A 23,223-nucleotide genomic window follows, 5' to 3' on the forward strand; every position below is an offset into this window, starting at 1 on the left:
GATGTGGACGTGCCGCCACTCTAGCGTGCTGGGGCCAGCTGACCTGAACGGTTTACTTAGCGAGGTCACAGAGTCCTAGACCTCGCCGGCACCCCCGGCCAGGCGCGCCGCGAGCAGCCGCGCGGCCTCCGCCTCGGTGAGCGGCGTGGCCCCGAGCTGGGTCCGGATGAAGGTGGCCTGCCGTTTCACATACTGCCGCGTGGCAAGGTCGATCCGTGTGGCCGCCGCCCCGACGGAGAGGTGTCCGCGCTGCACCGCCAGGGCGTCCCGGTAGCCCAGTGCCTGCCACACGGTCGGCTGCGGCTCGGTGTCCGGATCGACATGCGCGGCGAGCCACGCCGCCTCCTGCGGCCAGCCTGCACGCAGCATGCCGAGGGTGCGCTCCGCGATCCGGTGGGTGGTCTCGTCCGCCGCACGCCCGTACGCGATCACCTCGCACGCAAAGGCCGGTGGCCGCAGTGGGTAGTCCCCCGGCACACGCCCGGTGCGCCGCAGCAGTTCCACGGCCCGGACGACCCGACGGGGATTGCGCTGCATCCGGGCCTCCTCCGCCGGATCAGCGGCGCGGATCTCGGCCAGCAGGGCCTCCAGCCCACGGGCAATCAACTCGGCCTCGACGGCGCGCCGCATCTCGGGATCCGACGGCGGCGTGGTGGGCAGGCCGCGCTGCAGGGCCCGCAGGTAGAAGCCGGTGCCGCCGACGAGCAGGGGCACGGCGCCCTTGTCCACGATGGCCTGGACGGCCGCCTCGGCATCCGCCACGAATCGGGCCACGTCATAGTTCTCTGTCACGTCCACGATATCGAGCAGATGGTGGGGCACCCCGTGACGTTCGGCGACCGTGGGGGTGGCCGTGCCGATGTCCAGGCCCCGGTAGACCGTGAAGGCGTCGACCGCGATGATCTCGACCGGAACCGGTGCAGCCAGCGCCGCCCGGACGGCCAGCGCCGATTTCCCGGAGGCGGTCGGCGCGGTCAGGATCGGGACGCGGATCACGCGCGGCAGTCTACGGAATCCCACGCCATCTGATGCTAGCGTGAAGGGCATGAACGAGCCGGTACTCGCGCGACTGCACCAGCTGATGACCCTGCGGGAGCAGGTCGAGACCCTGGGCACGGGCGGCCCGTGGATCCCCGCCGCCGACTGGACGGACGAGGACACGCACCTGGTGCTGCATCTGGATGTTCCCGGTGTGGCGGCCGACACCCTGGAACTGCTGGAGGAGGGCCCCACCGTGACGGTGGCGGGCGAACGCAGCGCACCCGGTCGCCTGCTGGGCGGCGACCGGCCCTCAGGCGCGTTCCGCCGCTCGCTCACCTTCCCTCAGGACGTCCTGCCCCAGACCGGCGAGGCGCAGCTCGCCCACGGGATCCTGACGGTCCGGTTCCAGAAACGTCATCCGACCATCGACGTCGATGCCGAGCACCTGGATGCCGGTGGCGATCCGGGTGGCCACGACGCGCCGTGACCGCTGTCCGGCGAGTGTGACCGGGCTCCGGTGACGCTGAGGCCCGGTGGGATACTCTGGTGGGATGTCGACTCTTCGTAGAATTGACCAGATCGGGGCGTCGCTCGTGGACACCACCGTCGAGGCCATCCACATCCGCAAAAGTGATCCCAAGCCCCCGGAAGCGAGTGTGGCCGAAATCGTGGGCCTGCCCGGCACCTACCGCATCGGCAAGACCTACTTCGACAACCAGGGTCGGCGCTGCGTGAAGGTCACGCGCCTGCACTGATTCAGGTTCAAAACACGACGGTTGTGACGACCCCGCTCCTGGCGGGGTTGTTTCATCTGAGCGAAGACAACGAGTGATGTGTAGTACCCGGCCCGTTCGATCTGCGTCCTGATTGTCGAGGGTGCGGCGACACACCTGCTTGGGACGGCTTCATGAAGCTTCAGCCGATCCAGGCCACGTGGGTTAACCCCCTACCCGACGACACGCCATCCCACTACAGTTCAGTCATCCAGTTCAGATCACTCGTGCGGGACGTCATGCGCCCGACGCGCCTGATCTATTCACTGGCTGCACAGCACTGATCGAGAAACCCATTCTCTATCGTCAGGCCGTGCCGTGTACCTAGGCCGCCGGAGTTCAGGACGTCCATCGCCCCGTCATGCCCACATCTTGCTTTACCACATCACTGGAGACGCCATGCGAGTATTGCCCCCGGTTCTGATCCGTTCACTTGGCACCGTCGCTGTTACCGCCCTGCTCGCGGCATGCGGCTCCCAGACGCCCACGACCGCGTCTGTGCCGACGCTCGTTCCGCTGACTCTGCATCTTGGCGGTCTGGATGGCGTGAAGAGCGCCTCACTGAAGCCCCAGGGGGTTCCATTCAAAGACGATGGCACCTCCGCCGTCCAGTCTGTGCATGTGAAGGTCTACGAGGAATACAGCACGGACGGAGGCAGCGTTCCCCTTCGTTTCGATGCCGACGGCAACCAGAATCCGAACGGTAGCCATGACTACATCGAACTGACTCCTGCTCAGATGACGGCCGAAATCCGTCTCGCGCCAGGCACCTATGACTTCGAGGCGACGGGCCTCACCGCCACGACCAGCGGCGTTGCCCTCGCCTACGATCTCCAGAGCAACCAGACGATCACCGCAATGGGTGGGCCTTCCGAAGACTCCGTCACCTTTAGGTTGCGCACCCTGATCGGCGAGGTGAGTCTGGAGCCCGTGTTGCCGGTCAATTACGTGCTGCCGGGCCAGACCCTCGACCTGAAGCTGATCGTCCAGACGCCGGAAGTCGCCGGCGGTCAGCGCTACGCCGTACCGCTGTCCGACTATTCCTTCTTCGAGACGACTGGTTCCGAGACTCACGGCGTGACGGTGCTGGAGACAAGCAAACTGGGTGAGCGCATTCAGGTCACGTCGCCGGAACCGGAAAGTGGATACACCGATGTGTTGCTGTATCAGAAACTTCAGGGACTGGCGACACCCAACCCCACCGTTGCCACCTTCGGCGTGACTTTCAGCCGGCCATACTACTCCACCACGGGGCTGGGGGTAGATCTGGAACGTCCCTTGCTGGAAGCGCGATCAGAGGGCTACCGGGGCGTGTCTGTGATCTTCATCAAGGTCAGGGATACCGTCGGAGTGGCCCGGGTCGAGATCTTCGAGGGCGTGCGGCTGGTGGCCAGCACCGACGACCCGAGCCGACCCATTGACGACGATGATTTTGGAACACTCGCCTACACCGGTGGCGACCCAACTGTGCCCCACGACTACACGGTGGTCGCGCAGGACACCTCGGGCAATGAGACGCGGGTACAGGTACACGCGGACGTGGTGCCTCCCTACGATCCGCCAAAGCCCTGATACCGGTTCGACACTATTTGGGGGGGCATGCTGGGAACCGATCGCCATGCCCCCAGTCGCCCGCATGGACGGCCCAATCGTGTCTGGACGACCACCGCACTTGCGCCCCCTGCCACGCAATGACCGACTACGACATCGGGCCACAGGCAGTGTTCAGATCAACGTCCCTGCAAGACTGACGGAACAGTCTCGAACGCTCAGGAATCAGCCGGCGCCCCGGTTCACCGGCCCAGCCACGTGGTGTCGACCGGGCCACTGGACGTTGCACCGGTGGTGACGATCAGCTGATCCGCGATGACGTCCGCGACTGGAGACTGCCGCACGGCGGGCAGGGCGCTTCTCGCCGACCAGCGGTTCGCGGCCGGATCATAGGACAGCACCGCACCCGACTCCGCGCCCTCGTTCTGCCCGCCGGTCCGGGCCGTGGTCACGCCTCCGACCGTCACCAGCCGCTGCTGCCACGCCACCGTGGAGGCCGTGATGTGCCCCAGCGGCATGGGCAGGGGGGCCACCGCGGTCCAGCGGTCCGTGGACGGGTCGTAGCGATCGACGTTCGTCACGTTGCCGTAGGCCTCATTGCCCAGAGACTGTCCACCGACGGCATAGATCAGGCCGCCGAGCACCACACCCGCCAGGTGATTGCGCGCCCTGGGCAGGGGGGCCCGCGGCATCCAGCGGGTGGGGGCATCGAGATCGAGCACCCAGTGCTCCGGCGTGTCGCGGATGTACGCCCCGGTCGCGCTGCGCTCGGTGCCGCCGAAATAGTGCAGGCGCCGGTTCAGGCGCACCAGCGCGCCGGCACCCCGCGCGGCCGGCAGCGGCGGCATCGCCGTCCAGGTGTCGAGCACCGTGTCGTACCGCCACACGTGCGCCGTCTGCGGCCCCGGATGGTTGCCCAGGAATCCACCGGCGACATAGATGGCCGCGCCATCCACGGCCGTGCCGGCGTGGGTGAGGGCCTCGGGCATCTCGCGGCGGGTCGCCCAGCGGTCGGTCGCGGGATCGTACACCCACGCCCCACGCGTCGCGGCGGGCTTCGTCCCGTTCAGGTTGGTGTAGAACCCGCCGAACACGTGCAGCCTGCCGTTCACTGCGGCGCCCTGGGCCTCGTACAGCGTGCTGGGCGCGGGCGTACGGGCCGTCCACGCCACCGTCCTGGGCAGGATCTCCACGGCACTCACCGTGGCGTTCTCCACGCCCCGGATGAAGTCCAGGTCGACCGCACCGTCCTGCACGGTGACGTCGAACGAGCGCACCACACTGCGGGCCGCGCCGCCGGCCGCCTGGAACACGTCGAAGCTGCTCAGCACGGTGGCGTTCTCCAGCCGGACGTCGAACACCCGCTGACCGGGCGCGGTCTTGCTCAGTTCCGCGAACTGCAGCCGCACCTGGTACGGGCCGTTGACGACCGGAATGCGGAAGCTGAACGCGGAGGCGCCCGCCGGAATGCCCTGCGACTCACCGCCGGTCCATTCCGACTGGAGCACCGTGGCGTTGGCCGGGGGCGCGGGATTGGCGATGGCTGGTGGAACGGCCGGCGTGTAGGCGAAGCCGCCCCGCACATAGCCCTGGCACGCCGCCACATCCGCGCACGCCGCCCACGTCACGCCGTCGACCGTCTGGGCCGCTCCACCGGCATTGAGACGTACCACCGGTGCTGGGGCCACCGTGGCCGGAGCGGCGCCACACGCCCTGAGCATGGTGCCGGCCCAGTCGGCATGGTCGTACGACCCGCCGTCGCCGCCGTCGGTCACGGCAAGCCGCAGTTCGGTCCGGTTCGTGATGTCGACCGAGATGGCACGGGCCGGACTGGCTCCGGTCAGCACACCGCTGTCGAAGAGTCGGACACCGTCCCCGAAGACCTGGAACACCACGCTGCCGCGACTGCCCACCTCATCGTCGATTCCGACGGTTCCGGTGAGGGTACGGCAGCGCCCCTGAACGTTGAAGGTCATCGACGACGCGGCATGGACACCGAATCCCGTGGCGTAGACGGTGCCGTCCACGGTGATGGGGCGGCCGTCCGCCGCGCCCGTCTCTCCGTTGCTCCGGTTGCGCTCCACCGGCCCCCAGCCGTTTGTCACGGCCACGAACGGCTCGTTGCTCAGGGTGTTGTCACCCGGATCGATGGCCTGGGCCGTGAGGAGCGGACGGCTGGTCGGTGACCCGCCGGCGCTGTCCGGAACCGCGTGGCCACATGCAGCCAGGCCGGTCAGTCCCACCGTCACGATGGCCGCGTGTCGGCCGATCCACCGCCACACCCCGCTCGACGGGGGGGCACCACTGCTGTTCTCGTCCATGGTGGAACCTCCTTGGGTGAAGGCAGACCGCCCGGGGTGACCCGGGCTCTGGTGTGTCGTGATGGAACTGTAGCAGCGTAGATCCTGTCCGGTCTTCGCGAATGAAGCACGCGCCATGCCGCATGGAGTGTGCCCTGGCGGTGTCCCGGCGTCAGGCCGCGCACGCGGCTCCTTCTCCCGGAACTGAAAATGGCCCGCGCGCAGCGGGCCAATCCGTGGTGGGCGGTGAGGGATTTGAACCCCCGACCAATCGCTTGTAAGGTGACCGTATCCCCGGCCCCGCCCCGCCCCCGCCCTCCCGCGTCATCCCCCCCAGTCGCGTTCTGGACGGCATTCCCGCCTCCGCTCATGCCACCCCATCCCCGGAGGTACCGGGTCGTTCCGCGTCGCATTACGCACGACATTCCGCACGGCGATGACCACCCGCCAGCCCTGGAGATCGGTCGGCCGCTGGGCCACGGCGGGGTGCGGCACCGGGAGCGTGCTCACCCCGTCCGCTGCGGCCATGGCCCGCCCCGCCCGCGTCCCGAAGCTCACGGCCCGCCGTGTCGGCATGGGGCTCCTCATGGGGTACGCGACGCGGCTCTTCCTCGGGATGGCGGTGGGCAGTGCTGGGGCCTTCGTGGCCGCGTGGAATGATCCGACCCACCATTAGGAAGCGGCCGCCTTACCAGTCGTGACGGGTGCTGGTGTGTACGGGACGGTGCGGCTTGCGGGCGAGGTTCAGCGGTGGTGGCGCACCCACACGGTCGGCAACCCGCCCAGTTGAACCGTCACAGTTGTGTGCCAAATCCGGCTTTAGATTTCTGGTATGGACGAACCCCGGCCCGTGCTGACGCTGTTGGTGCCGGCCGCATGGGAGGTCGTCCCAGACGGTCTGGCGGAGCTCCGCCGCCACCTCTCCGACGAGTACGGCGCGACCCTGGTGCTGCGGCCTTCCACCCGGCGGTTGCCGATCGCCGTCCGACTGTACTCAGGCCCGTGGCCGGCCGAGGTGGATGACTTGGTGCGCCCCCTGGTCGATGCCGCCTTCTTTACCCTGGACTGGCTGAATCTGGAGGATGTGGGGTGAAGGCGACCCAGCGGCCGTGCTCGGCGCCACAGCTGACGTCCTCGGGCACCCCGCTGGTGATCGAGATGGACGGCCGCACGTACCGGCTCAGTCAGGAGCTGGATCAGTTCCGGGCCGGCGGGCGCTGTTGGCTCGGCGAGCCCTCGCGCGACGTGTGGGTGCTCGCGTGCGGGCCGGTCACGCTGGAGATCGCCCGGTTCGACGTCGAGTGGAATGGGTCGCAGTGGTGGGTGCTGCGGATTCAGGATTGAAACGAACTATCGCCCCATCCCGGTGTCGGCCGGGATGGGGCGATGAACGACGTTGATCTCCTCCGCACGTGACCGGTTGCACACCATGACGTCCCAAACGTCAGGTTCTGAGCATAGGGGAGCTCAGTTGCCGCCGCCGTCACGCAGACGGTACCAGCCGGGGCCGACGCGATCCAAGTCGCGGTGCCGGCAGTGTGGGGCGTCTGCGCACAGGTATGACGTCACGTAAAACCGGGCGTAGGACGCGCGGATGGTCGAGTCGCCCACCTTCAGACGCTCCATGACCTCATACAGGCGAAAGTCGCGGTCAGGACGATCCTGAGTGAGTTCGTCGATGATCTGCAGCAGGATCTCTCGGGGTGGCCGCTCAGCGGTGGGCAGGGATCGGGGGGGCACGACGCCGCCCACAGTATTCGAACTGCAGTCATCTGACATCGAATGCCCATCTGGATGGTGCGGTACCGCCGGGTGCCGAGCGAAGAACCACCGGTCAGGGCGTGTTCCCCGTTGTGAATGCCGCGAGTGCCGGGGCGTCCTCACGACCGATCGTTGACCGTCCTGCGGTGTGCTGCTCCCCTCCATGCGCGCCGTCCATGTGTGTCGGCTGACCTTCTTCTGACCGATTCAGCCTCGCGCGGTGAGCCCCTGCATGATGAGGGCGACGAACAGGATGAGGGCCACGGTGACCAGCACGACCAGCACCCAGGTGGGAACGGAGTCGAACCGGGGTGGTGGCGTCTTCGGCACCGCTTGACCGTACTCGGCGCGACGTCCCCCAAATCTGACCGGTACGCCACATGAACGCCTCTGGCTCAAGTCGTCCGATACGTCAGGGCTTGGGTGTGGTGTCCAGCGGCGCGTCGTTGAAGCTCGGCGCGAAGTCGCTGTCGGTGGCCGGACGGCCCAGCGCGTTGTCGCCCCCGCTGGGATCGACCGGGATGCCGGCGGCCGGCACCGCCTCCGGCCCGAAGACCTTCTGGAACGCGGCCTCGATGAACGCGGTGATGCCGTCTCCACTCAGCAGCGGAATCACCCACGGCTCGACCATGTCCGGCAGCGCCGCGCGGGCCGCGACGATCAGCACGAGCTGGGCCGCCTTCGCCCGCTGCTGCCCGCTGAAAACCCCCTTCAGTTCCTGTACCGCCGTGACGGCCTCCTCGGCCAGGGCCATCAGCTTGCCGATGGTGAACGGGGGGCGCAGCAGCTCCTGGGCCTTGGTGATCAGCACGGGCAGGTGCGTGTCCACCCAGGTCTGCAGGGCGGTCTCCTGGGCGCTGGTGGCGGTGCCGGCGAGGGCGAGCAGGCTGGTCAGTAACGCAACGTTCTTCATGGTGGTCTCCAGAGTGGGCACGGGGCCGGGCGTGAGACGGGGCTGATCAGTCGCGGAGCGTGTGCGCGGGATGCGTCAGGGGGAGGGCGTCCGGCACGGCTTCGATCGCCGCACCGCGCGGATCGGTCGGACTCACGGCGACCTGGGCCGCCACCTGGGCGGCCTGTTTCGCCTCACGGGTCTCGATCGTGTTCCGGCTGATGGCGTCCCGGATCCCCACCCCCATGAGCGCGGCGGGGATGACCAGAAACTCGGCGGGCAGATCCGGCAGCCCCCGCACGCGCAGGGCCACCGTGCCGGCCAGCCACAGCAGCAGGAGGGCGGCGCCGAGGTACGTGCGGGACTGCGTGACGGGCTTGTCCATCGGTGGGGGCTGGGTCATGGGCGGCGCTCCAGGGTGACGGCCAGGCCGTCGATGGTCACGAGGGTGTTGTTGTAGACCCACTGGCGGGTGCGGGGGGCGGGCACCAGCTCGCCGCGCAGGTCGCGCAGCTGCACGGTGAGGCCGGGCGGCCCTGGCTCCGGAGCGGGCTGCGCCATCGCGTCCTGCCACGGCATGACCGGCACGCCCGGCAGCGGATCCGTCCACTGGAAGTGCATGCCGTCGGTGGGGTTCCAGCGCCCGCCCCAGTGCCACCCACACTCCTCGAAGCAGCGCACCACGTCGAGATGCATCTGCATCCGGGCCGGGGGCAGACCGTACCCGTTCGTGCCCGCGTCGAAGTCAATGGCAGCACCGTACGCGTGCAGGCTCACGGGATTGGCGTAGTTCCACAGCATGTGCCGGTAGACCGTGCTGCCGCTGTAGGTGTGCAGGTGCCGGGTCAGGCCCCGCCGGTCGAGCTCGGCCCACGTGGCCGCGAACACGGGGGCGACCTCGCGGTGCAGGCGGATGGCGGCGACCGGCTGCGTGCCAAACGGCGGGAAGCCCGGCAGATTCGCTGTCGGGAGGCTGACGATCTGGGCGGCGAACGCGGCCGATGGCGTGAACTGCCCCTTGCCCGTCTGGGTGCACCCAGCTGCTGGGTCGCCGTAGAACCCAACCAGGTCGGCCCGCGTTCCGCCACCCGGCCGAGACTTGATTGCTGCCGCGAAATCAAATGGGGTCACTCAGTCCTCCTTGGGGTCGATCCAGGTCGGTGCCGGCACGCCACACTTGCCGGCCAGCTCTTCAGCTTTCAGCCGGGCGCTCAGAGCGGCCCAGCGCCACGCATCGCGGTTGCGGGTCACGGCTTCCAGCCGGGCCTCCAGGCTCGTCACCCGCGCTTCGAGGACGCCCACCCGCTCGGCGAGCCCCTCGCGCATCTCCTTCTCCTGCCCGCTGCTGCCGGTGAAGATGCCCCGGATCAGCACGCCCAGGGCGGCCAGACCCGTGGTGCCGCCCAGCAGCGTGATGGCCGTGTCCAGGGCGGTCTTGGTCGACCCCTCAGCCATGCCGCTGCCTCATGACGTACCGCTGGAACCAGCGGACGCGCACCATGGTCAGCCACAGCGAGCGCATGAACAGTGCCCCGCCCAGCAGCCCGTACCCGTAAAAGCACGCCGAGCCGAAGATGAGGCCCCCTCCCTGCCAGAACATGGCTCCGATCCAGAACAGCAGCAGGGCGCTGAACGGGGTGACGATCATGCCGAAAGGGACGCGCGACGGCACCACGAACAGCAAGAAGGCCGCTGCCAGGTTCCACAGGCCCCACGTGGCGAAGGGGAACGAGTCGTCGAAGGCGCTGTACCCCGTGAACAGCAGCGGGAGGTTCTGCCGAATGATGGCGATCACTCCGAACAGGACGTGCACTCCGACCAGGTGCATGCGGGTGGCCCACGCCACCCCATCCCAGAACAGTGGGTCACGGGGCGGCACGCAGCACCTCCGCTGGCCGCCACCGGCCGGGTGTGCCGGTCACCGTATTCGGGGCGTTCTCGTCGAACCATTCCCAGCGCCAGGGTGGGCGGAGCAGCGTCCACAGCTCGGCGTTCGGCACGGGCCGGGTGACGGGGTGCGCGGCGGACGCGACCTCCCACGCACCCCGCTCGGGCTGGATGGGCTGGTAGGGCGCGCCGTCTCGAACCACGTTCAGGGTGCTGGACTTCCGGACGCGCAGCACCGTGTTCCACGCGCACGCGGGCGATGGCCGCAGCACGGCCCGGTACGCCACGACCAGCGTGTAATCCGGAATGACCTGCAGGTGGCACGACGGGGGCGCGGGAGGCGCGAGGAGCGCGGCCGTGGCTGTCAGCCACCCCACGCCCAGCACCGCGGCCCACGTGCGGGAAGACCCACGCCGGGTGGACTGAGGCTCAGGGCGCACCGACACGCACCCCCGCCGCCGCGACTCGGAGATCCCACGCGGCGACCGCATCCAGCAGGGCGGTCGCCGGCACCGCGCTGGTGCCCACCTTCACGTTCCCGCCGGCGTCCGCACACCCGGCCGTACCCCAGCTCCAGTCCCAGCGGGCATCGGGCTTGCTGACCTTGGGGCGTCCCCAGCCGACCGTGTTGTCCCTAAAGACGATGCTCCCCTCAGCGCGGGGTTCCTTCGGATAGTTGCGGCAGTACAGCCCGGCGTCCGGGGTCGCGTCCAGCAGCGTCCCGTCCGGGGCCTTGCCGGTACCCAGCACCGTGTTGCCCTGCACGAGCATGTTCGAGCCGCCCGCGACCGCCACGCCGTAGTTGCTCGTCTCCAGCACGGTGTTATTCACGGCCTGCTGGTAGGCCGATCCCTTGCCGTCGCCGAGCATGATCCCGCCGCCCGTGTAGTCCATGCTGACCGGCACGCCGTATGCGCCCTGGATCAGGTTGTCGTGCACGCGGATCGGCGAGCTGGCGGTGCCGACACTGGCGTAGATGTTGATCACGTCCTCGACGTGGCCAGACAGCGGCGTGTTCTCCACGCGGTTCCAGCCGATGTCCACCCCAGGTGCCTTCACGGCGTTGAGCTGTACGAACTGCACGCGCTGGAACGTCTTCTGCCAGCCGCCTCGGCCGTCGCTGAACCGGCCGTCGAGGTCGCGGGCCACTTTGTACCGCACCACCACCGTCGGGCCGGAGGGTTTCGGCCTCAGGGCGTTGATGTAGATGCCGCTCGTGCGTTCCAGGGTGTTGCCCTCGACGACCACCGACTGGGCGCCCTCGGCGTGGATGAAGCGCCCCAGGCTGCGGGTGACCACGTCGGGGTTGAGCGCCGTGCCGCTGCAGCTGCGCACGGTGAGCTGGGCACTGATCCAGGGCGCACTGATCAGGTGGCCCTTGCCCCGCACGCGGCAGCTCTGGAGCACCACGGGTTCGCTCGTCTTGACCAAGACGGCGGGCACGGTGGCGTCCAGGCTCTCCCAGTTGCCGCTGTACGTGCCGCCCTTGGTGATCACCAGCGGGCCGCTGTAGGCCGGTGCGGGAGGCGTGACGACTGGCGGCGTGGGGACAGGGACAGGCGCGGGCACCGGTGCCGGGGTGGGCGTGGGCGCAGGCGTCGGTACCGGGGTGGGCGTGGGGGTCGGCACCGGGTCTGGGGCGGGCGTCGGCGCCGGGACGGGATCCGGCGCAGGGGCGGGGACAGGTTCCGGCGCAGGGCTGGGTGCGGGTTCCGGCGCAGGGCTGGGTGCGGGTTCCGGCGTGGGCACGGGCACCGGTTCAGGGGCGGGCACCGGGTCAGGCACTGGCGTGGGCACCGGTGCCGGATCTGGTGTGGGCACGGGGGCCGGACTGGGCGCTGGGGCCGGCGTGACGACCGGCGGCGGGGTGGTCGTCGGCGGGGTCTGCTGTTCCTGGCGCGGCGGTGCCTTACACGCCAGCAGCAGCAGGGGCAGCAGGATCAGGGCGCGCGTCGTCTTCACGCCCCCAGGGTCGGCCTGGGCGTGACACCCGGCACGGCCCACTGGGACACACCGATGGAATTCAGTTCAAGCGCAGGTACTCGAGGGACACCCAGGCCTCAGGCGTCATGTCCTGCTTGCGGATCGAATCCAGCAGCTGCTCGTCGGCCTCCCGGCGGGTCGCGAAGGTCTCGCCGGGCTGGGCGTCCGGCACCTCGGCGACGAAGGTGAGGCCCTGGGCATCGCGCTGGATCTGGAATCGGGTCATCTCGCTCCTCACGCCGCCGGGTTGCGCCGGCCGACCACGACACCCGCCGCGTCGCGCTTGCCCTGGATCTCGGCCATGGCGCCGTCGAGGGCCGACTGGGGAATGGCGCCCACTCCCCCATTGAACCGCTCGATGCGGCTGAACACCGTCCCACGCGCGCTCGTGCCGTTATCCGGGCCATCCTTGCGGCGGTTGGGGTCGCTGTCGGTCGGCGCCCCCCACCCGCCGCGCAGACCGTCCGTGATGCGCCCAGACGTGTCCGCGCTGCTGCCGTAGTCGCGGTCATAGTGCATGGTGTCGGGGGTGCCGTCCGGCCGCACGCCCCCGATCGCCACACCCCGGTTGTAGGCCACCACGTCCCGGAAGCGGGTGTGCCCGCCGCCAGCATGCGCAAACCCGTAGTTGCTGGTCTCCAGGGCGTAGCACTCCTCGGTGCTGAGCCACTTGCAGGTGCTGCCGTCGTAGATGAACCCGCCCCCGCTGTAGTCGCTGCCGAGGTTCATCGGGTAGGCCCCTCTGGCCTCCACGCGCCAGATCACCCGCACGTAATCGGTCGCGCCGTACAGCTGCACGTCGTAACTGTTCCCGGTGTCCTCGATGTAGGAGTCGCCCGGCTCCTGCTCGCTGATGCAGTACTCGACCTGGTACCGGCGCACGGTCGAGCTCGCGAGCTGCCACAGGTTGGCCACCTGCCGGTCGACGTCCACGGTGCTGCCGAGCTTCCAGCCGGTGTTCGTGCTGGTGTCCCGGATCTGCCCGTTGGTGTTCCAGCCGTGCGCCATCCGCATCACGAAGCCCTGGGTGTTATTGTCCCCGAGCTGGGCCTTCTGGGCCCGGAAGCCCTGGGTGCGCCGCAGGTTTACCTGCCGCAGCTCCGAGTGCTTGGCCCCCTCGGGGCGCACCGCCCCCGCGTACTGGCCGGTCGCCATGTGGGTGTGCGGGCCGTGGAAGCTGAAGTCGCTGAAGGTGAACTTGCTGCCACCCGCGCAGCCCACGATGCCGCGCGAGGTGCCGCCGCCGCCGACGCCCATGGCCTGGCCGTGCACGCACCATACCCAGCGGTTCCCCGCCTTGATGTAGATGGCCCGCTTGCCGGTGGTCATGTTGCGCGGGTTCCGGATGTTCGCGGGCAGGTCGCGGAAATCCAACAACCATTTGGCGATGCCGTCGGCCGGATCGGTGGCGATCCGGCCGTACTGGTCGAGCAGCGCCGTGGTGATCACCAGCGTGGCGGCGTCGGTACTGCTCGCGCCCACGCTGTCGTTCCAGTCGTAGGCCGTCCAGGGATCGGCCGGTTCCGCGTACAGAATCCCTGGCGTGACGATCCGCACCGGGACGATCCGGGTGGCCTGCGAGGTGTTGCCGGAGGTGTCGGTGGCGATCGCCTTGAACGTCCGGTCACCGTTGTCGGCGGCCGTGACGGCCTTGGTGGCGCTGTACGGCGCGGTGGTGTCGGTGCTGATCAGCGTGCCGTCTACGTAGAAGGCGACCTTCGCCACCCCCCGGTCGTCGGCGGCGGCGGCGTTCAGGGTCACGTTGCCGGCGGCCGTGACCGGATCCGGCGAGACGTCCAGGCTCAGGGTGGGGGCTGCGGTATCGGCGATCGCGACAGTGACGAGCACCGAGGCGCTGGCGGCGCTGCGGCCCGCCGTGTCGGTCACGGTGGCGGTGTAGGAGCGCGTCCCGTTGTCCAGATACGTGAGGGACTCGCTGAACGTGAACGGGGCGGCGCTGTCCATGCCGAGGGGGGTGCCGTTCCGGGCGAAGGCCACCGAGGCGACCGTGACGCCAGAAGCGACGTCGGCCGTGAGGGTGACGGTGCCGGGTTGCGTGATGCGGGCGGTGCTGACCCGCAGCGTCACGGCGGGGATGGCGACCGTGACCGTGGCGCTGGCCTCCACGGTGGCCTGAACGCTCAGGCCGACGGCACGGTAGGTGCGGATGCCGTTGGCGGTCGCGTTCAGGGGCTCACTGTAGGTGTAGGGCGGCGCGGTGAAGGTCGCCACGCGGACGTCCTCGCGGTAGAACTCGACGGCCTGGACGTTCGAGGCCTGGGCGGTGAGGACGACACTGCCGCTGGAGGTGACACTGTCTGGTGTGGCGCTGAGGGTGACGGCCGGCGTCAGGGTGACGGCCCCGAGCGCGATGCGATCCCGCAGGGCGGCGGCGCGCTGCGCGAGGGTGCGGGAGGAAACGCCCATGCGCCCAGGGTGGGGGGTGGGGTGACAGGGGGCGCGAGGCTGCTCGCAGTGGGGACAGGTATGCTCACCCACGTGAAATCGGCAGCGTGGGCGGTGGGGGCGGGACTGGGGTACGGCGCGGCGATCTTGTTCGTGCCCGAGGCGGCGCTGAATTTTAGCCGGGGCAGTGTGGTCTGGGGCTGGTTCGCGGTCTTTCAGGCGGTCGCGTTGGTGGGAGTCGCCACGGCGTTTGCCCGCATTGCGTGGCAGCTGTACCGGTCAGGCGAGTGACCGCGCTGCGTACCTTCCTGGCGGCCCTTCCCTCCATTCCCGGCCTCGGCGTCCTCGGGGCCGTGCTCGGCTGGGTGGGCCTGCGGGCACTGCCGCTGGGTGTGCAGGTGGGGCTGGGCGGGTACGTGCTGCTCACCGTGATCGCGGCAGCCACCGCCCCCCGCCCGGAGTGGGCGCTGATCGCGGCCGAGCTGCACGCCGCGCTGGTGCTGGGCCTGATCGGGCTGGGCACGCGGTGGCAGGATGAACACGGGCGGGCACTGGGTTGGGGGCTGCTGGCGCTGCTCGGGATCGCCGTGGCCTACACCCTCGCCACCGGAGCGGGCCGCCTGACCCATCCGGTGTTTGCGGCTACGTCTATCGGCCTCGGTGGAGCGCTGGCCGTCGCCGTGGCGGCGTTCGGTGGCGTGGGGCGGGTGTGGGCTCCGGTGCTGGCCGTGTCGGGTCTCGGTGCCGTGCTCTGGAGCGGCAGCCGGGGGGCCGCGTTCGCCCTGCTCCTGGGGCTGGCCCTCGGGGCGGCGGTGCGGGGGCGGCGCTGGCTGCTGATCGTGCCTGTCCTCGGCGTGGTGGGCCTCCTGCTGGCGGCCACCCTCGGGGGCGGTACGGTGCTCTCCCGCCTGAGCACGACGCAGGTGGGCGGGCGGGACATCCTCTGGAGCAACGCCCGGACGGTCATCGAGGCGCATCCCGTGGGCGGCGTGGGGCGGTGGCTGCTGGGCAGCGAGTTGCAGCCGCTTGACCCGTGCCGATGGTGGGGCGAACTGGAGCAGCGGGGCGTGCGCTGCCAGGACGTGGCGGGGACGTTTAAGCCCCAGGTCATGAGCCACAACGCCGCGCTGCAAACGCTCGGGGAGACAGGGGCAATCGGGACATTCGCTGAATACCTCCTGCTGGGGGCGCTGGCGTGGGCGGCGTGGCGCACCCGGCGGCCCCTGCTGATCGCGGGGGTCGCCATGCCGCTGGGAATGGGGCTGGCCGACACGCCGCTCCTGTTGCCGGGGCCGTTTGCCGGTGTCCTGCTCTACGTGTTCGGAGGCGCGGCGCTGGTGAGTGCGCCACCGTGGACACGGGCCGATACCGGGCGGGCCGCATTGCTCGGCGGGGCGCTGCTGGGCCTGACCCTCCTGCCGCCCCTCGCGCTGTGGCGCACGGTGGACACGCGGCCCGTGACGGTGGCCGTGACCTCGGTGGGCGAAGACCGGTCAAAGCGCTATCAGGACATTCGGTTCACCCTGACCGCCCCGCCCGGTCCATACCAGCTCGACGCCCTGGCCTGCGTGACCACCTGCACGCATCTGCGAACCATCACCGTCCAGGCCGGGCAGCCGTCGCTGATGCAGGTGTTGCCGCCCGTCTACCCCGTCGAGATCCGTCTGCGCCTGCTGGCCCCCGGTGGCGTGCAGGCCCGCGTGCTGGGGCGGTGGGCGTGGTCAGGGCAGCATGTCCCGCCCCGTACACTGGGGCCATGACCCCGCGCACGGTCGGCATCCTCGCACTAGTGCTGTTTCTGCTGCACGATCACCTCCGGGGGTTGTTCCCGTTCCTGCCGAACCTGCAACTGCCGCTGGCCGGGCTTGCGGCCCTGTGCGCCGTCATCGTCGGGTGGCGACTGACCCGCAGCGCCCTGGTCATGCTGGGCGTGGCGGGACTGGCGGGGGTCGCCGTGCTGACCGCGCCCGAAGTCACCTACATGACGCCGTACAGCGACAGCAAACAGACCTTGGTGCTGCTCACGCTGGCGTTTACCTTGATCCTGCCGCCCCTACTGATCCAGGCCCGCGACCACCTGCGCCAGTACCTGAACGCCCTGGGTCTTGTGTGCGTGCTGATCGTGGCCGGGACGCTGCCCGCGCTGCCCAGCATTGTCAGTGAGAGTGGCCGCCTCGCCATCGGGGAAGACGGCAACCCCATCTGGCTCGCCCGTGCCGCTGGCATTGCCGCCCTGTGGGTCGGGGTCAGCGTGCTGACGGGGCGCCTGCGCCGCCCGTGGCTGTGGGCGCTGGCCCCCATCCTCGGGATCATCGTCCTGACCGGCTCACGCGGCCCGCTCGCCTCCCTGCTGATCGTGCTGGCCCTGCTGCTGCCCCTGCTGGTGCGGCGCGTCACCCTGCCCGGCCTGGCCGTGATGCTCGCCAGTGCCGGGGCGGGGCTGGCCGTGTTTTTCAATCCGATGGTGCTTGATGGGGTGCTGGCCCGCTTCGCCCGTGAGGATCGCTACGGGGTCACCTCCGGGCGCGACACCCTGTGGGCCATCACGACCGGCTGGATCCAGGACGTGCCGGGCGGCATCGGCCTGGGGGGACTGGCCGCGTCCCTGATGCCCTACGCCCGGTATCCGCACAACATCGTGCTGGAGACGTTCGCGGAGCTGGGGTGGGTGGCCGGCACGGGGCTGGTGATCGCGCTGGGCCTCGCCCTGTACCGGCTCGCCCGTGCCGCCCGCTCTCGCCAGTTCGAGGAGGTGATGTTGCTGGGCGTGTTCCTGTTCGCCCTCGGCAACGCGCTGGTGAGCGGCGATCTGACTGGCCCGAAAGAGCTGTACATCGCGGCGGCGCTGAGCGTGATGGTGCCGGGGTTATACCGTCGTGCCCATCATGTCTTCCCAGACCACGGACGGCGTGACCTGCCGGACGCAGATGTATTTCCCGAGCGTGCTGTCTCGGTACAGTAGACCGATATAGAGGTTGGCTGTGGGGCGCTGGGCCGTCGTGCCCGTTCGAATGACAGCAACGTTCCAGATCCCGTCCGGCGCGTCATGCAGCAGTTGGTAGCTCCGGAACTTGACACTCTTGAGCCGGTTTGCCGACGCATTCGGCCCGATGATGTGATGATCCTTGTTGTCCCGCGTGGTGTCCGAGTTCCGGTGGAAGATCGAGTTCTCCCCCGCCACCGGCGAATCCCGAATCGTCGTCACCGCCCAGCTGTCACTGAACAGCAGCGCGGTTCCCGCCGTGATCTGCACGGTGCCCGTCACGATCCCCCCTGCCCGGCTCAGGGCGTCCACCGGCACCGTGATGGTGGTCGCGGCCGACCCGACATACTCCCAGGTCACGCCCCCGTCGGTCGCACTGCCGGTGGTGTGGGTCGGGGCCACCGTGCCCGTCGTGCCGCCCATGGTGGCCCGGTACGCGCGGGTGGACACCGTCATGATCGTCCCAGCCGTGAACGCGGTCGAGGCCGCCCACGCGGTGCCCACGTAGCCCGGGCTGGAGACCACCGTCTCGAGCGGCCCCGTCGTGAGCTGCACACTCGGACGGAAGCGCTGCCCACTGTAGTAGTACCCGGTGGGCGGCACCGCGCCAGGTACAGTCACGACGCTGTAGCCGCTCCCCGTCACCCCGCTGGCCGGGTAGACCGGGATGCCGTACCACCGCACGCCGGCCACATTGTGGAACTCCGCGAGCGTGCCGGTCATGCGCGTCAGCAGGGGTGTCCCATCGACCTTCAGGCCAGGAAGCGTCAGGTCACTCAGCTTGAGCGTGCCCGGCGAGGTCTCGTACAGCGCATAGTCCGGGGTACCGGCCCCGATGTCGAAGTCGCCACAGAGTTTCACGGTCTGCCCCGTGTTCTGGATCGAGATCATGCTGCGCTGGTCGCTGCTGGCACTCAGGCCGCTGAGGTCGAGACACGCACCCGCGACCTTCCACCTCACCAACTCCAGGGTGCCGCCGGACACCGGCTCCAGCATCTGGATCGCGCTGGTCTTGCTGTTGACGTTTTCGTTCCCCCAGCCGCGTCCGGTGGTGTTCCGGAAGGAGTGCCCGATGCCCAGGGAGTCCAGGGCACGGTTCTCCACATACGTCAGGCCCCGGGAGTCCTCCACCACCAGCCCGCCCACACACGTGCTAGCCGTGTTGTTCGCCACGGTCGGGTTCAGGAACAGGCTCTCGGGCACCGGGTTCCCGTCTGGGGCGAGGTCGCCCACGGTATCCCCCTGGCTCACCACGAAGCCCCAGCTGCCCGCGTCCACCGCGAGGTTGTTCGTCAGGCGCAGGTTACGCTTGCTGCTGCCCCGGTTGGCGAACGAGGACTGCACCTTGATCCCGTTGAGCGCGGTCTGGAAGGTGCGGTTGTGATCCACCTCCATGTTGTGCCCGGGGTTCAGGTAGAACCCGTGCTGGCCCAGAATATACTCAGCCACATTGCGCAGCAGCCGGGAGAAGTCCCACCCTGGCCCCGTGAAGTAGCCCTGGGCGGTGCGAGACACGTGGCAGTGGCGGATCGTGGCGTTCGGGCGGCCATCCTCGTCCCAGTTGGAGTGGAGCTTGATCCCGAAGTTGTAGTTGCCCCCGGGTGTGATGTCGCCGGGCCCGATGACGCGCAGGCCGTCCACGAGCAGGTCGCTCACGAGCTCTACGAACAGGCCCGCGTAGCCAGCGCCAGTGAGCAGGCCGCCAAGCACGTTGAAATTGCTCCCACCCGTGATCCACAGCAGGCGGCCCAGGTTGCTGCTCAAGCCGTTCCACTCGCCCGCTCCGAGGCCGGCCATCCTGGGGTTGACGAGTTGCACGTCGGTGCCGCTGAGCTTGAGGAGGGGCGTGCGGGTGGCCTGTTGTTTCAGGCGGGCGCGGCCCTGCCAGACGTACACCTGCCCGTTCAGACCGGAGGCAGTCACGGTGCCGTCCACGCTGTAATCGCCGCCGCCCCGGCCCGTGTACACGACGTACTCCCGGCTGTCATACACCCGCTGGAGCTTGGCCGTGTTATCGGTCAGGTCGTCCGCCTTCAGGCCCATGCCCTCGGCGGTGAACATCGTGAGCGTCTGGAGGCCGCCCGCCCCGTCGACCGTGACCTCCTCGCGAATATTGAAATTGGGAATGTACGGGAACGCGACGCTGCCTTCACCCAGCAGCGGCGTGCCCTCCGGCACCCACGCGCCAGCCGTGCGGATCAGGCGCTGGAGCCCGCCGGCCACGGTGCGCCGCGCCCCCCGCGTGCCATTGGGTGCGGCCGGCGGATCGGCCGTGGTGGCGCTGACGTAGGCCGGGTTGATGCCGGTGACACCCAGGGCGTCTGCCGTGGCCTGCTCCATCTCGGTGAGTGCGGGCTCCACCAGTGCCGTGAGCGCCGCCAGACCGGTCGCTCCATCCAGCAGGGCCAGCCGCGCCGCCTCCGCATCGGCCAGGATGACCCGCCCGCCCCGGATCTCCTCGAAGGCCTGACGGATCTCCGGCCCCGCCACGTACCGCACCGCGTTCTCGGGCACCGTCCGGTAGTCCCACGTGCCCTCAGGAATCCCGTCCCCCACCGTTTCATACGGCTGGATGCGGAAGTACTGCACCGCGGCCCGCTCCTGCGGCGTTCCCACGTACAGGTGCAGGTACTCCTCGACCTCGTAGACGGGGGCCTCGACCGCGCCGTCGGCCGGCACACCGCCCCACAGCTGGAAGGGCACGTAGTCGGTGCCGCGCAGCTCGATGGTGCCCTGGGCCGTCACGACGAGCCGCGCGATCGACTCCCCGATGGTCGTGCCGGTGCCGCTCGCGACCCGAGAAACCGGCCGGAAGATGACGGTGCCCACCCCGGTGCCCACATCGGGCAGGGGGGCGTTGCCGGGCCACGTCGGGCCGGAAGTGACGGTGAGCAGTTTCACGGAAGGCCTCCAGGGGCGATGGGCGTGCGCGAGCGCAAGCCCGTGGGCAGGGTGTAGAGGGGACTGATCAGGTCGTAGACGTGCGAGCCCCGCCACGACAGGCCGCCGAACCCCATCTCGGGACTCGGAGCCTCGGCGAGCCGCAGGACGTCCAGGCGGCCCTGGTGCTCCCACAGCTCATTGACGGCGTCCAGCAGCGCGAGGTGGGCCGCCAGCGCCTGCTCCGCCCGCAGCGGGCTCACGCCGCGCACCACCCAGGTGAGGGTCGCCTGGGACGGTTGCGGGATGATCCCGGTCGCCGGATCGGTGGCGTAGACCCGCCCGGTGGGCGTCTGCTCCACCGATCCACTGGCCTTCCACGCCGGGCGGGTCAGCCGGCACTCGGGGCCAAGGGGCACCAGCACCCCGCCGTAGAGCACCCCTCCCAGGCGCTGCCCGCCGCTCCGCACGCGCAGCGTCATGCTCCGCTCCGGGCGCGCACGGCGTCCTGGGTGGCGTCCATCAGGGCGAGCTGGCCCAGCCAGCGGGCGGCGCGGGCCTCGGCCCCTTCACGCTGCCCGGCCCGCAGGATGGTGCGGACGCCCCCGACGAGCTTCAGGTGCGTCGTGATGCTCTCGACGGTGTTCTCGTAGGTGCTGCCGTCCTCGCGCATCAGCGAGAGCATCGGGCGCGGCGTGACAGGCCCGATCACGCTGCTGCCCTCGACGAGGATCCCGTCCACCGTGATCACCGCCGGGTCGCGGTGAGGCAGGACGTAGTGGAAGGCCGCCAGCCGGGTCAGCAGGTCGGTGTCCGGACGCTCGGGCCGGAACTCGTACAGGATCAGCTGCGCCCCAGGGGACAGGTGGAAGGTGTACGTCAGCGCCCGATCCCCCCGGATCCGGGGCGGCGCGTAGGCCTCCCGCAGGGTGACCCTGCCGTCCAGGGTGGTGCGGGTGACCTGTTCCAGCACGCTGCCGTCGTCGGTGGCGACGTCCATCAGCACCGTGGAGGTCATCCCCAGCCACTGCGCCCAGAGGTCCACGCGGCGGTGTGCGGGCACCCGGAACAGCACCGTGCCCGGCTGCGCGGCGTCGATCAGCGTGAACAGCGCCCCGCCGTCCTGCGCCCCCTGGTCGGAGAGGATCTCGTAGATGAACTCGGCCTCGGTCGAGGTGTTGGTGAACGTCTCGCCCGTCACAGGGGCGAGCTGCCACGCCGGCACGCTGGGGTCCAGGGGCACGTCCTTGACCGCCACGCCCAGGGCCGCCGCCTCCGGCGCCGTCACGGCCTCCACCTCCGGCGTGCCGTCCGGACGGCTGCCCAGGCCGAACCACACGCCGGTCACCAGCGCCTCGCTGTCGGTGTCCTCGAAGGTCGGCACGACCTGCGTGCCCTCGGTCAGCTGGAGTACGGGCGGATCCGCCGTCAGGTGCACGAACACGCGGCGCAGGGCGTCCACGTCCCACGTGGCCCCGGCCTGAGCACACAGGTAGTCCAGCACGTCGCTGACCTTGCGCCCATAGGGGCTGAACGCGGCCACGATCACGCCCAGCTCGGGCAGCACGCTCGGGTCGTCGAGGATGGCGCTGCCCAGGTCGCCGCCGGTCGTGGCGGCCGTGACGACGGCGCGGAGGCTCAGCCCCGCGTCCTGCTCGGGCAGGGTCACGAGGTCGCAGCGCACCTCGGTCAGGCGCTTCTTGAGGCCCACCGCCTTGAAGTTCGAGTGGCCGGGGGCCTGCGAGTTGCCGGACTTGACGACCACGCCGGCGAACTCGCGGAACCACACCCCGCTGTACGCGGCGTACATGGCCTCCAGCTCCACGATGTCCCGCTCCTGCACGTCGAGGGTCGCCCACATCGCCTGCCACGTCAGCTCCAGGCAGCCGCCCCACCCGGTGCGGCCCGCCTCGAACCCGGACGCCGGCACGTTCATGCGCAGCGGGGGATCCGCGTGCTCCAGGTAGCGGTCGTGGCGGTAGGTGCCGTCCCAGTCCGAGACGATCAGCCGGACGTTCTGGATGGCGGCCATCAGCGGGCCCCGGCACGGTCAACCATGGGGTCAGGGTGCCGGGCCGGGTGACACGCGGGCGGGTTCGGCGGGGGCCGTCAGGTCACGGGCCGGGGCCTGGGTTCAGTCCGCATCCGGGAGCCAGACCACCTTGCGCTCCCAGTCCGTGCTCACCCTTCCTGGCCCCCACCACGTTATGTTCCACCCGGCCCGGAAGTGGAACGTGATCACCTGAGTGCGCAGGCCGCCGGACGCGACCGGGCACGCCGCCTCACCGTTCACCAGCGCGTCATGGGTGACGTACAGCAGACTCAATGATGCCCGGTTGGCCCGGGCCGGCAGCGTCCTCCACATCCTGAACGGCGGCGTCTCCAGGAGATTCTGGCCCGAGTACGCGACGCCGTTCACTCCCTGAGCGACGGGGAGGATCTGCACGATGCTGGGATCGACGCTGAGCGTCACCCGGCAGTCCCGGGCCCACAGGCTCGACAGCGGGCGCGACGGGCCTCGTGGCGCGGGCAGGTTCAGTTCGAAGGGTTGCAACCGCTCGCCGAAATAGTCGACCTGACCGCCATCCTTCACGGCCTGGACGGTGCCGACGCCGTCGACATGGACGGTCAGGGGCATCGCCTCCGGGGCCACGTTGCCCCTCATCCGATAGATGGCGTCGTCCTGACCTGCCGTCGCCCCTGGCGCACACGCGGTGCACAGCGCCACCAGCACCGATCCCAGTCCCATCCACTTCCAGTTCCTCGTGCGCTTCACCCGCCCACGGTAGCGAACCCGGTCTGACTGCGTTGCCTCACGTCGACACC

Annotated in this window: 26 protein-coding genes and 1 tRNA gene; 9 read left to right on the top strand and 18 right to left on the bottom strand. The window is 69.7% G+C overall.

Annotation, left to right across the window (positions count from 1 at the left end):
• Nucleotides 1-75: 75 nt before the first annotated feature.
• The gene (miaA, locus tag U2P90_RS11385) at nucleotides 76-996 is read right to left on the bottom strand and encodes a tRNA (adenosine(37)-N6)-dimethylallyltransferase MiaA (protein WP_322472192.1); all 921 of its coding nucleotides are present in this window, start codon (nucleotides 994-996) and stop codon (nucleotides 76-78) included.
• A 49-nt stretch (nucleotides 997-1,045) separates the two neighbouring features.
• Here miaA and U2P90_RS11390 point away from each other — a divergent pair, with 49 nt between their 5' ends.
• From U2P90_RS11390 to U2P90_RS11400, 3 genes are all read left to right on the top strand, one after another.
• Entirely contained in the window at nucleotides 1,046-1,468 is a 423-nt protein-coding gene (locus U2P90_RS11390; RefSeq protein ID WP_295821091.1) for an Hsp20/alpha crystallin family protein, read from the top strand.
• 64 nt (nucleotides 1,469-1,532) lie between these two features.
• Nucleotides 1,533-1,736, top strand: coding sequence for a hypothetical protein (locus tag U2P90_RS11395; protein ID WP_295821090.1), 204 nt, complete (start codon nucleotides 1,533-1,535; stop codon nucleotides 1,734-1,736).
• Nucleotides 1,737-2,153: 417 nt separating this feature from the next.
• Nucleotides 2,154-3,326, top strand: coding sequence for a hypothetical protein (locus U2P90_RS11400; RefSeq protein WP_322472193.1), 1,173 nt, complete (start codon nucleotides 2,154-2,156; stop codon nucleotides 3,324-3,326).
• Between the two features lie 221 nt (nucleotides 3,327-3,547).
• On the opposite strand, the gene U2P90_RS11405 is transcribed toward U2P90_RS11400, so the two are convergent.
• Nucleotides 3,548-5,626 (bottom strand): NPCBM/NEW2 domain-containing protein, encoded by a 2,079-nt coding sequence (locus tag U2P90_RS11405; RefSeq protein ID WP_322472194.1) that lies wholly within the window; start codon nucleotides 5,624-5,626, stop codon nucleotides 3,548-3,550.
• 216 nt (nucleotides 5,627-5,842) lie between these two features.
• Nucleotides 5,843-5,911 (bottom strand) — tRNA-Leu (locus U2P90_RS11410).
• Nucleotides 5,912-6,131: 220 nt separating this feature from the next.
• On the opposite strand from U2P90_RS11410, the gene U2P90_RS11415 reads away from it, so the two are divergent.
• The 3 genes from U2P90_RS11415 (at nucleotide 6,132) to U2P90_RS11425 (ending at nucleotide 6,949) form a co-directional block, all read left to right on the top strand.
• Nucleotides 6,132-6,281 (top strand): hypothetical protein, encoded by a 150-nt coding sequence (locus tag U2P90_RS11415; protein WP_322472195.1) that lies wholly within the window; start codon nucleotides 6,132-6,134, stop codon nucleotides 6,279-6,281.
• A 156-nt stretch (nucleotides 6,282-6,437) separates the two neighbouring features.
• The gene (locus U2P90_RS11420; protein WP_322472196.1) at nucleotides 6,438-6,698 is read left to right on the top strand and encodes a hypothetical protein; all 261 of its coding nucleotides are present in this window, start codon (nucleotides 6,438-6,440) and stop codon (nucleotides 6,696-6,698) included.
• Nucleotides 6,695-6,949 (top strand): hypothetical protein, encoded by a 255-nt coding sequence (locus tag U2P90_RS11425; RefSeq protein ID WP_322472197.1) that lies wholly within the window; start codon nucleotides 6,695-6,697, stop codon nucleotides 6,947-6,949. Before U2P90_RS11420 ends, U2P90_RS11425 begins: the two co-directional genes overlap by 4 nt.
• A 123-nt stretch (nucleotides 6,950-7,072) precedes the next feature.
• On the opposite strand, the gene U2P90_RS11430 is transcribed toward U2P90_RS11425, so the two are convergent.
• From U2P90_RS11430 to U2P90_RS11480, 11 genes are all read right to left on the bottom strand, one after another.
• Nucleotides 7,073-7,345: a hypothetical protein gene (locus U2P90_RS11430; RefSeq protein WP_322472198.1), complete on the bottom strand. Its 273-nt coding sequence runs from the start codon at nucleotides 7,343-7,345 to the stop codon at nucleotides 7,073-7,075.
• 228 nt (nucleotides 7,346-7,573) lie between these two features.
• Entirely contained in the window at nucleotides 7,574-7,696 is a 123-nt protein-coding gene (locus tag U2P90_RS11435; protein WP_322472199.1) for a hypothetical protein, read from the bottom strand.
• Nucleotides 7,697-7,778: 82 nt separating this feature from the next.
• Nucleotides 7,779-8,279 (bottom strand): hypothetical protein, encoded by a 501-nt coding sequence (locus U2P90_RS11440; RefSeq protein WP_322472200.1) that lies wholly within the window; start codon nucleotides 8,277-8,279, stop codon nucleotides 7,779-7,781.
• A 46-nt stretch (nucleotides 8,280-8,325) separates the two neighbouring features.
• On the bottom strand, nucleotides 8,326-8,661 hold the full coding sequence (locus tag U2P90_RS11445; protein ID WP_322472201.1) for a hypothetical protein: 336 nt from the start codon (nucleotides 8,659-8,661) through the stop codon (nucleotides 8,326-8,328).
• Nucleotides 8,658-9,389 carry a M15 family metallopeptidase gene (locus U2P90_RS11450; RefSeq protein WP_322472202.1) on the bottom strand — a complete coding sequence of 244 codons (732 nt, stop codon included), beginning with the start codon at nucleotides 9,387-9,389 and terminating at the stop codon, nucleotides 8,658-8,660. Before U2P90_RS11450 ends, U2P90_RS11445 begins: the two co-directional genes overlap by 4 nt.
• A complete protein-coding gene (locus U2P90_RS11455) occupies nucleotides 9,390-9,713 on the bottom strand; it encodes a hypothetical protein (RefSeq protein ID WP_322472203.1) in 324 nt (107 codons plus the stop codon).
• Complete coding sequence (locus U2P90_RS11460) at nucleotides 9,706-10,137, bottom strand: hypothetical protein (RefSeq protein ID WP_322472204.1); 432 nt, start codon at nucleotides 10,135-10,137, stop codon at nucleotides 9,706-9,708. The genes U2P90_RS11455 and U2P90_RS11460 overlap by 8 nt, the downstream gene beginning before the upstream one ends.
• Nucleotides 10,124-10,522 carry a hypothetical protein gene (locus U2P90_RS11465; protein WP_322472205.1) on the bottom strand — a complete coding sequence of 133 codons (399 nt, stop codon included), beginning with the start codon at nucleotides 10,520-10,522 and terminating at the stop codon, nucleotides 10,124-10,126. The genes U2P90_RS11460 and U2P90_RS11465 overlap by 14 nt, the downstream gene beginning before the upstream one ends.
• Nucleotides 10,523-10,574: 52 nt before the next feature.
• A complete protein-coding gene (locus tag U2P90_RS11470) occupies nucleotides 10,575-12,107 on the bottom strand; it encodes a hypothetical protein (protein ID WP_322472206.1) in 1,533 nt (510 codons plus the stop codon).
• 61 nt (nucleotides 12,108-12,168) lie between these two features.
• On the bottom strand, nucleotides 12,169-12,354 hold the full coding sequence (locus tag U2P90_RS11475; protein WP_322472207.1) for a hypothetical protein: 186 nt from the start codon (nucleotides 12,352-12,354) through the stop codon (nucleotides 12,169-12,171).
• A gap of 8 nt (nucleotides 12,355-12,362) precedes the next feature.
• On the bottom strand, nucleotides 12,363-14,555 hold the full coding sequence (locus tag U2P90_RS11480) for an Ig-like domain-containing protein (protein ID WP_322472208.1): 2,193 nt from the start codon (nucleotides 14,553-14,555) through the stop codon (nucleotides 12,363-12,365).
• 72 nt (nucleotides 14,556-14,627) lie between these two features.
• On the opposite strand from U2P90_RS11480, the gene U2P90_RS11485 reads away from it, so the two are divergent.
• From U2P90_RS11485 to U2P90_RS11495, 3 genes are read left to right on the top strand one after another with little or no spacing between them, the layout of a single operon-like run.
• The gene (locus U2P90_RS11485) at nucleotides 14,628-14,825 is read left to right on the top strand and encodes a hypothetical protein (protein WP_322472209.1); all 198 of its coding nucleotides are present in this window, start codon (nucleotides 14,628-14,630) and stop codon (nucleotides 14,823-14,825) included.
• Nucleotides 14,822-16,294, top strand: a complete 1,473-nt coding sequence (locus tag U2P90_RS11490; RefSeq protein ID WP_322472210.1) for an O-antigen ligase family protein — start codon at nucleotides 14,822-14,824, stop codon at nucleotides 16,292-16,294. The genes U2P90_RS11485 and U2P90_RS11490 overlap by 4 nt, the downstream gene beginning before the upstream one ends.
• Entirely contained in the window at nucleotides 16,291-17,496 is a 1,206-nt protein-coding gene (locus U2P90_RS11495; RefSeq protein ID WP_322472211.1) for an O-antigen ligase family protein, read from the top strand. Before U2P90_RS11490 ends, U2P90_RS11495 begins: the two co-directional genes overlap by 4 nt.
• On the opposite strand, the gene U2P90_RS11500 is transcribed toward U2P90_RS11495, so the two are convergent.
• From U2P90_RS11500 to U2P90_RS11515, 4 genes are all read right to left on the bottom strand, one after another.
• The gene (locus U2P90_RS11500) at nucleotides 17,401-20,418 is read right to left on the bottom strand and encodes a right-handed parallel beta-helix repeat-containing protein (protein WP_322472212.1); all 3,018 of its coding nucleotides are present in this window, start codon (nucleotides 20,416-20,418) and stop codon (nucleotides 17,401-17,403) included. The two genes, U2P90_RS11495 and U2P90_RS11500, sit on opposite strands and share 96 nt — an antisense overlap.
• Nucleotides 20,415-20,879: a hypothetical protein gene (locus U2P90_RS11505; protein WP_322472213.1), complete on the bottom strand. Its 465-nt coding sequence runs from the start codon at nucleotides 20,877-20,879 to the stop codon at nucleotides 20,415-20,417. The genes U2P90_RS11500 and U2P90_RS11505 overlap by 4 nt, the downstream gene beginning before the upstream one ends.
• Nucleotides 20,876-22,429 carry a hypothetical protein gene (locus U2P90_RS11510; protein ID WP_322472214.1) on the bottom strand — a complete coding sequence of 518 codons (1,554 nt, stop codon included), beginning with the start codon at nucleotides 22,427-22,429 and terminating at the stop codon, nucleotides 20,876-20,878. Before U2P90_RS11510 ends, U2P90_RS11505 begins: the two co-directional genes overlap by 4 nt.
• A gap of 102 nt (nucleotides 22,430-22,531) precedes the next feature.
• A complete protein-coding gene (locus U2P90_RS11515; RefSeq protein WP_322472215.1) occupies nucleotides 22,532-23,173 on the bottom strand; it encodes a hypothetical protein in 642 nt (213 codons plus the stop codon).
• Nucleotides 23,174-23,223 lie beyond the last annotated feature (50 nt).

The sequence above is a fragment of the Deinococcus sp. AB2017081 genome, from assembly GCF_034440735.1.
GTDB lineage: Bacteria > Deinococcota > Deinococci > Deinococcales > Deinococcaceae > Deinococcus > Deinococcus rufus.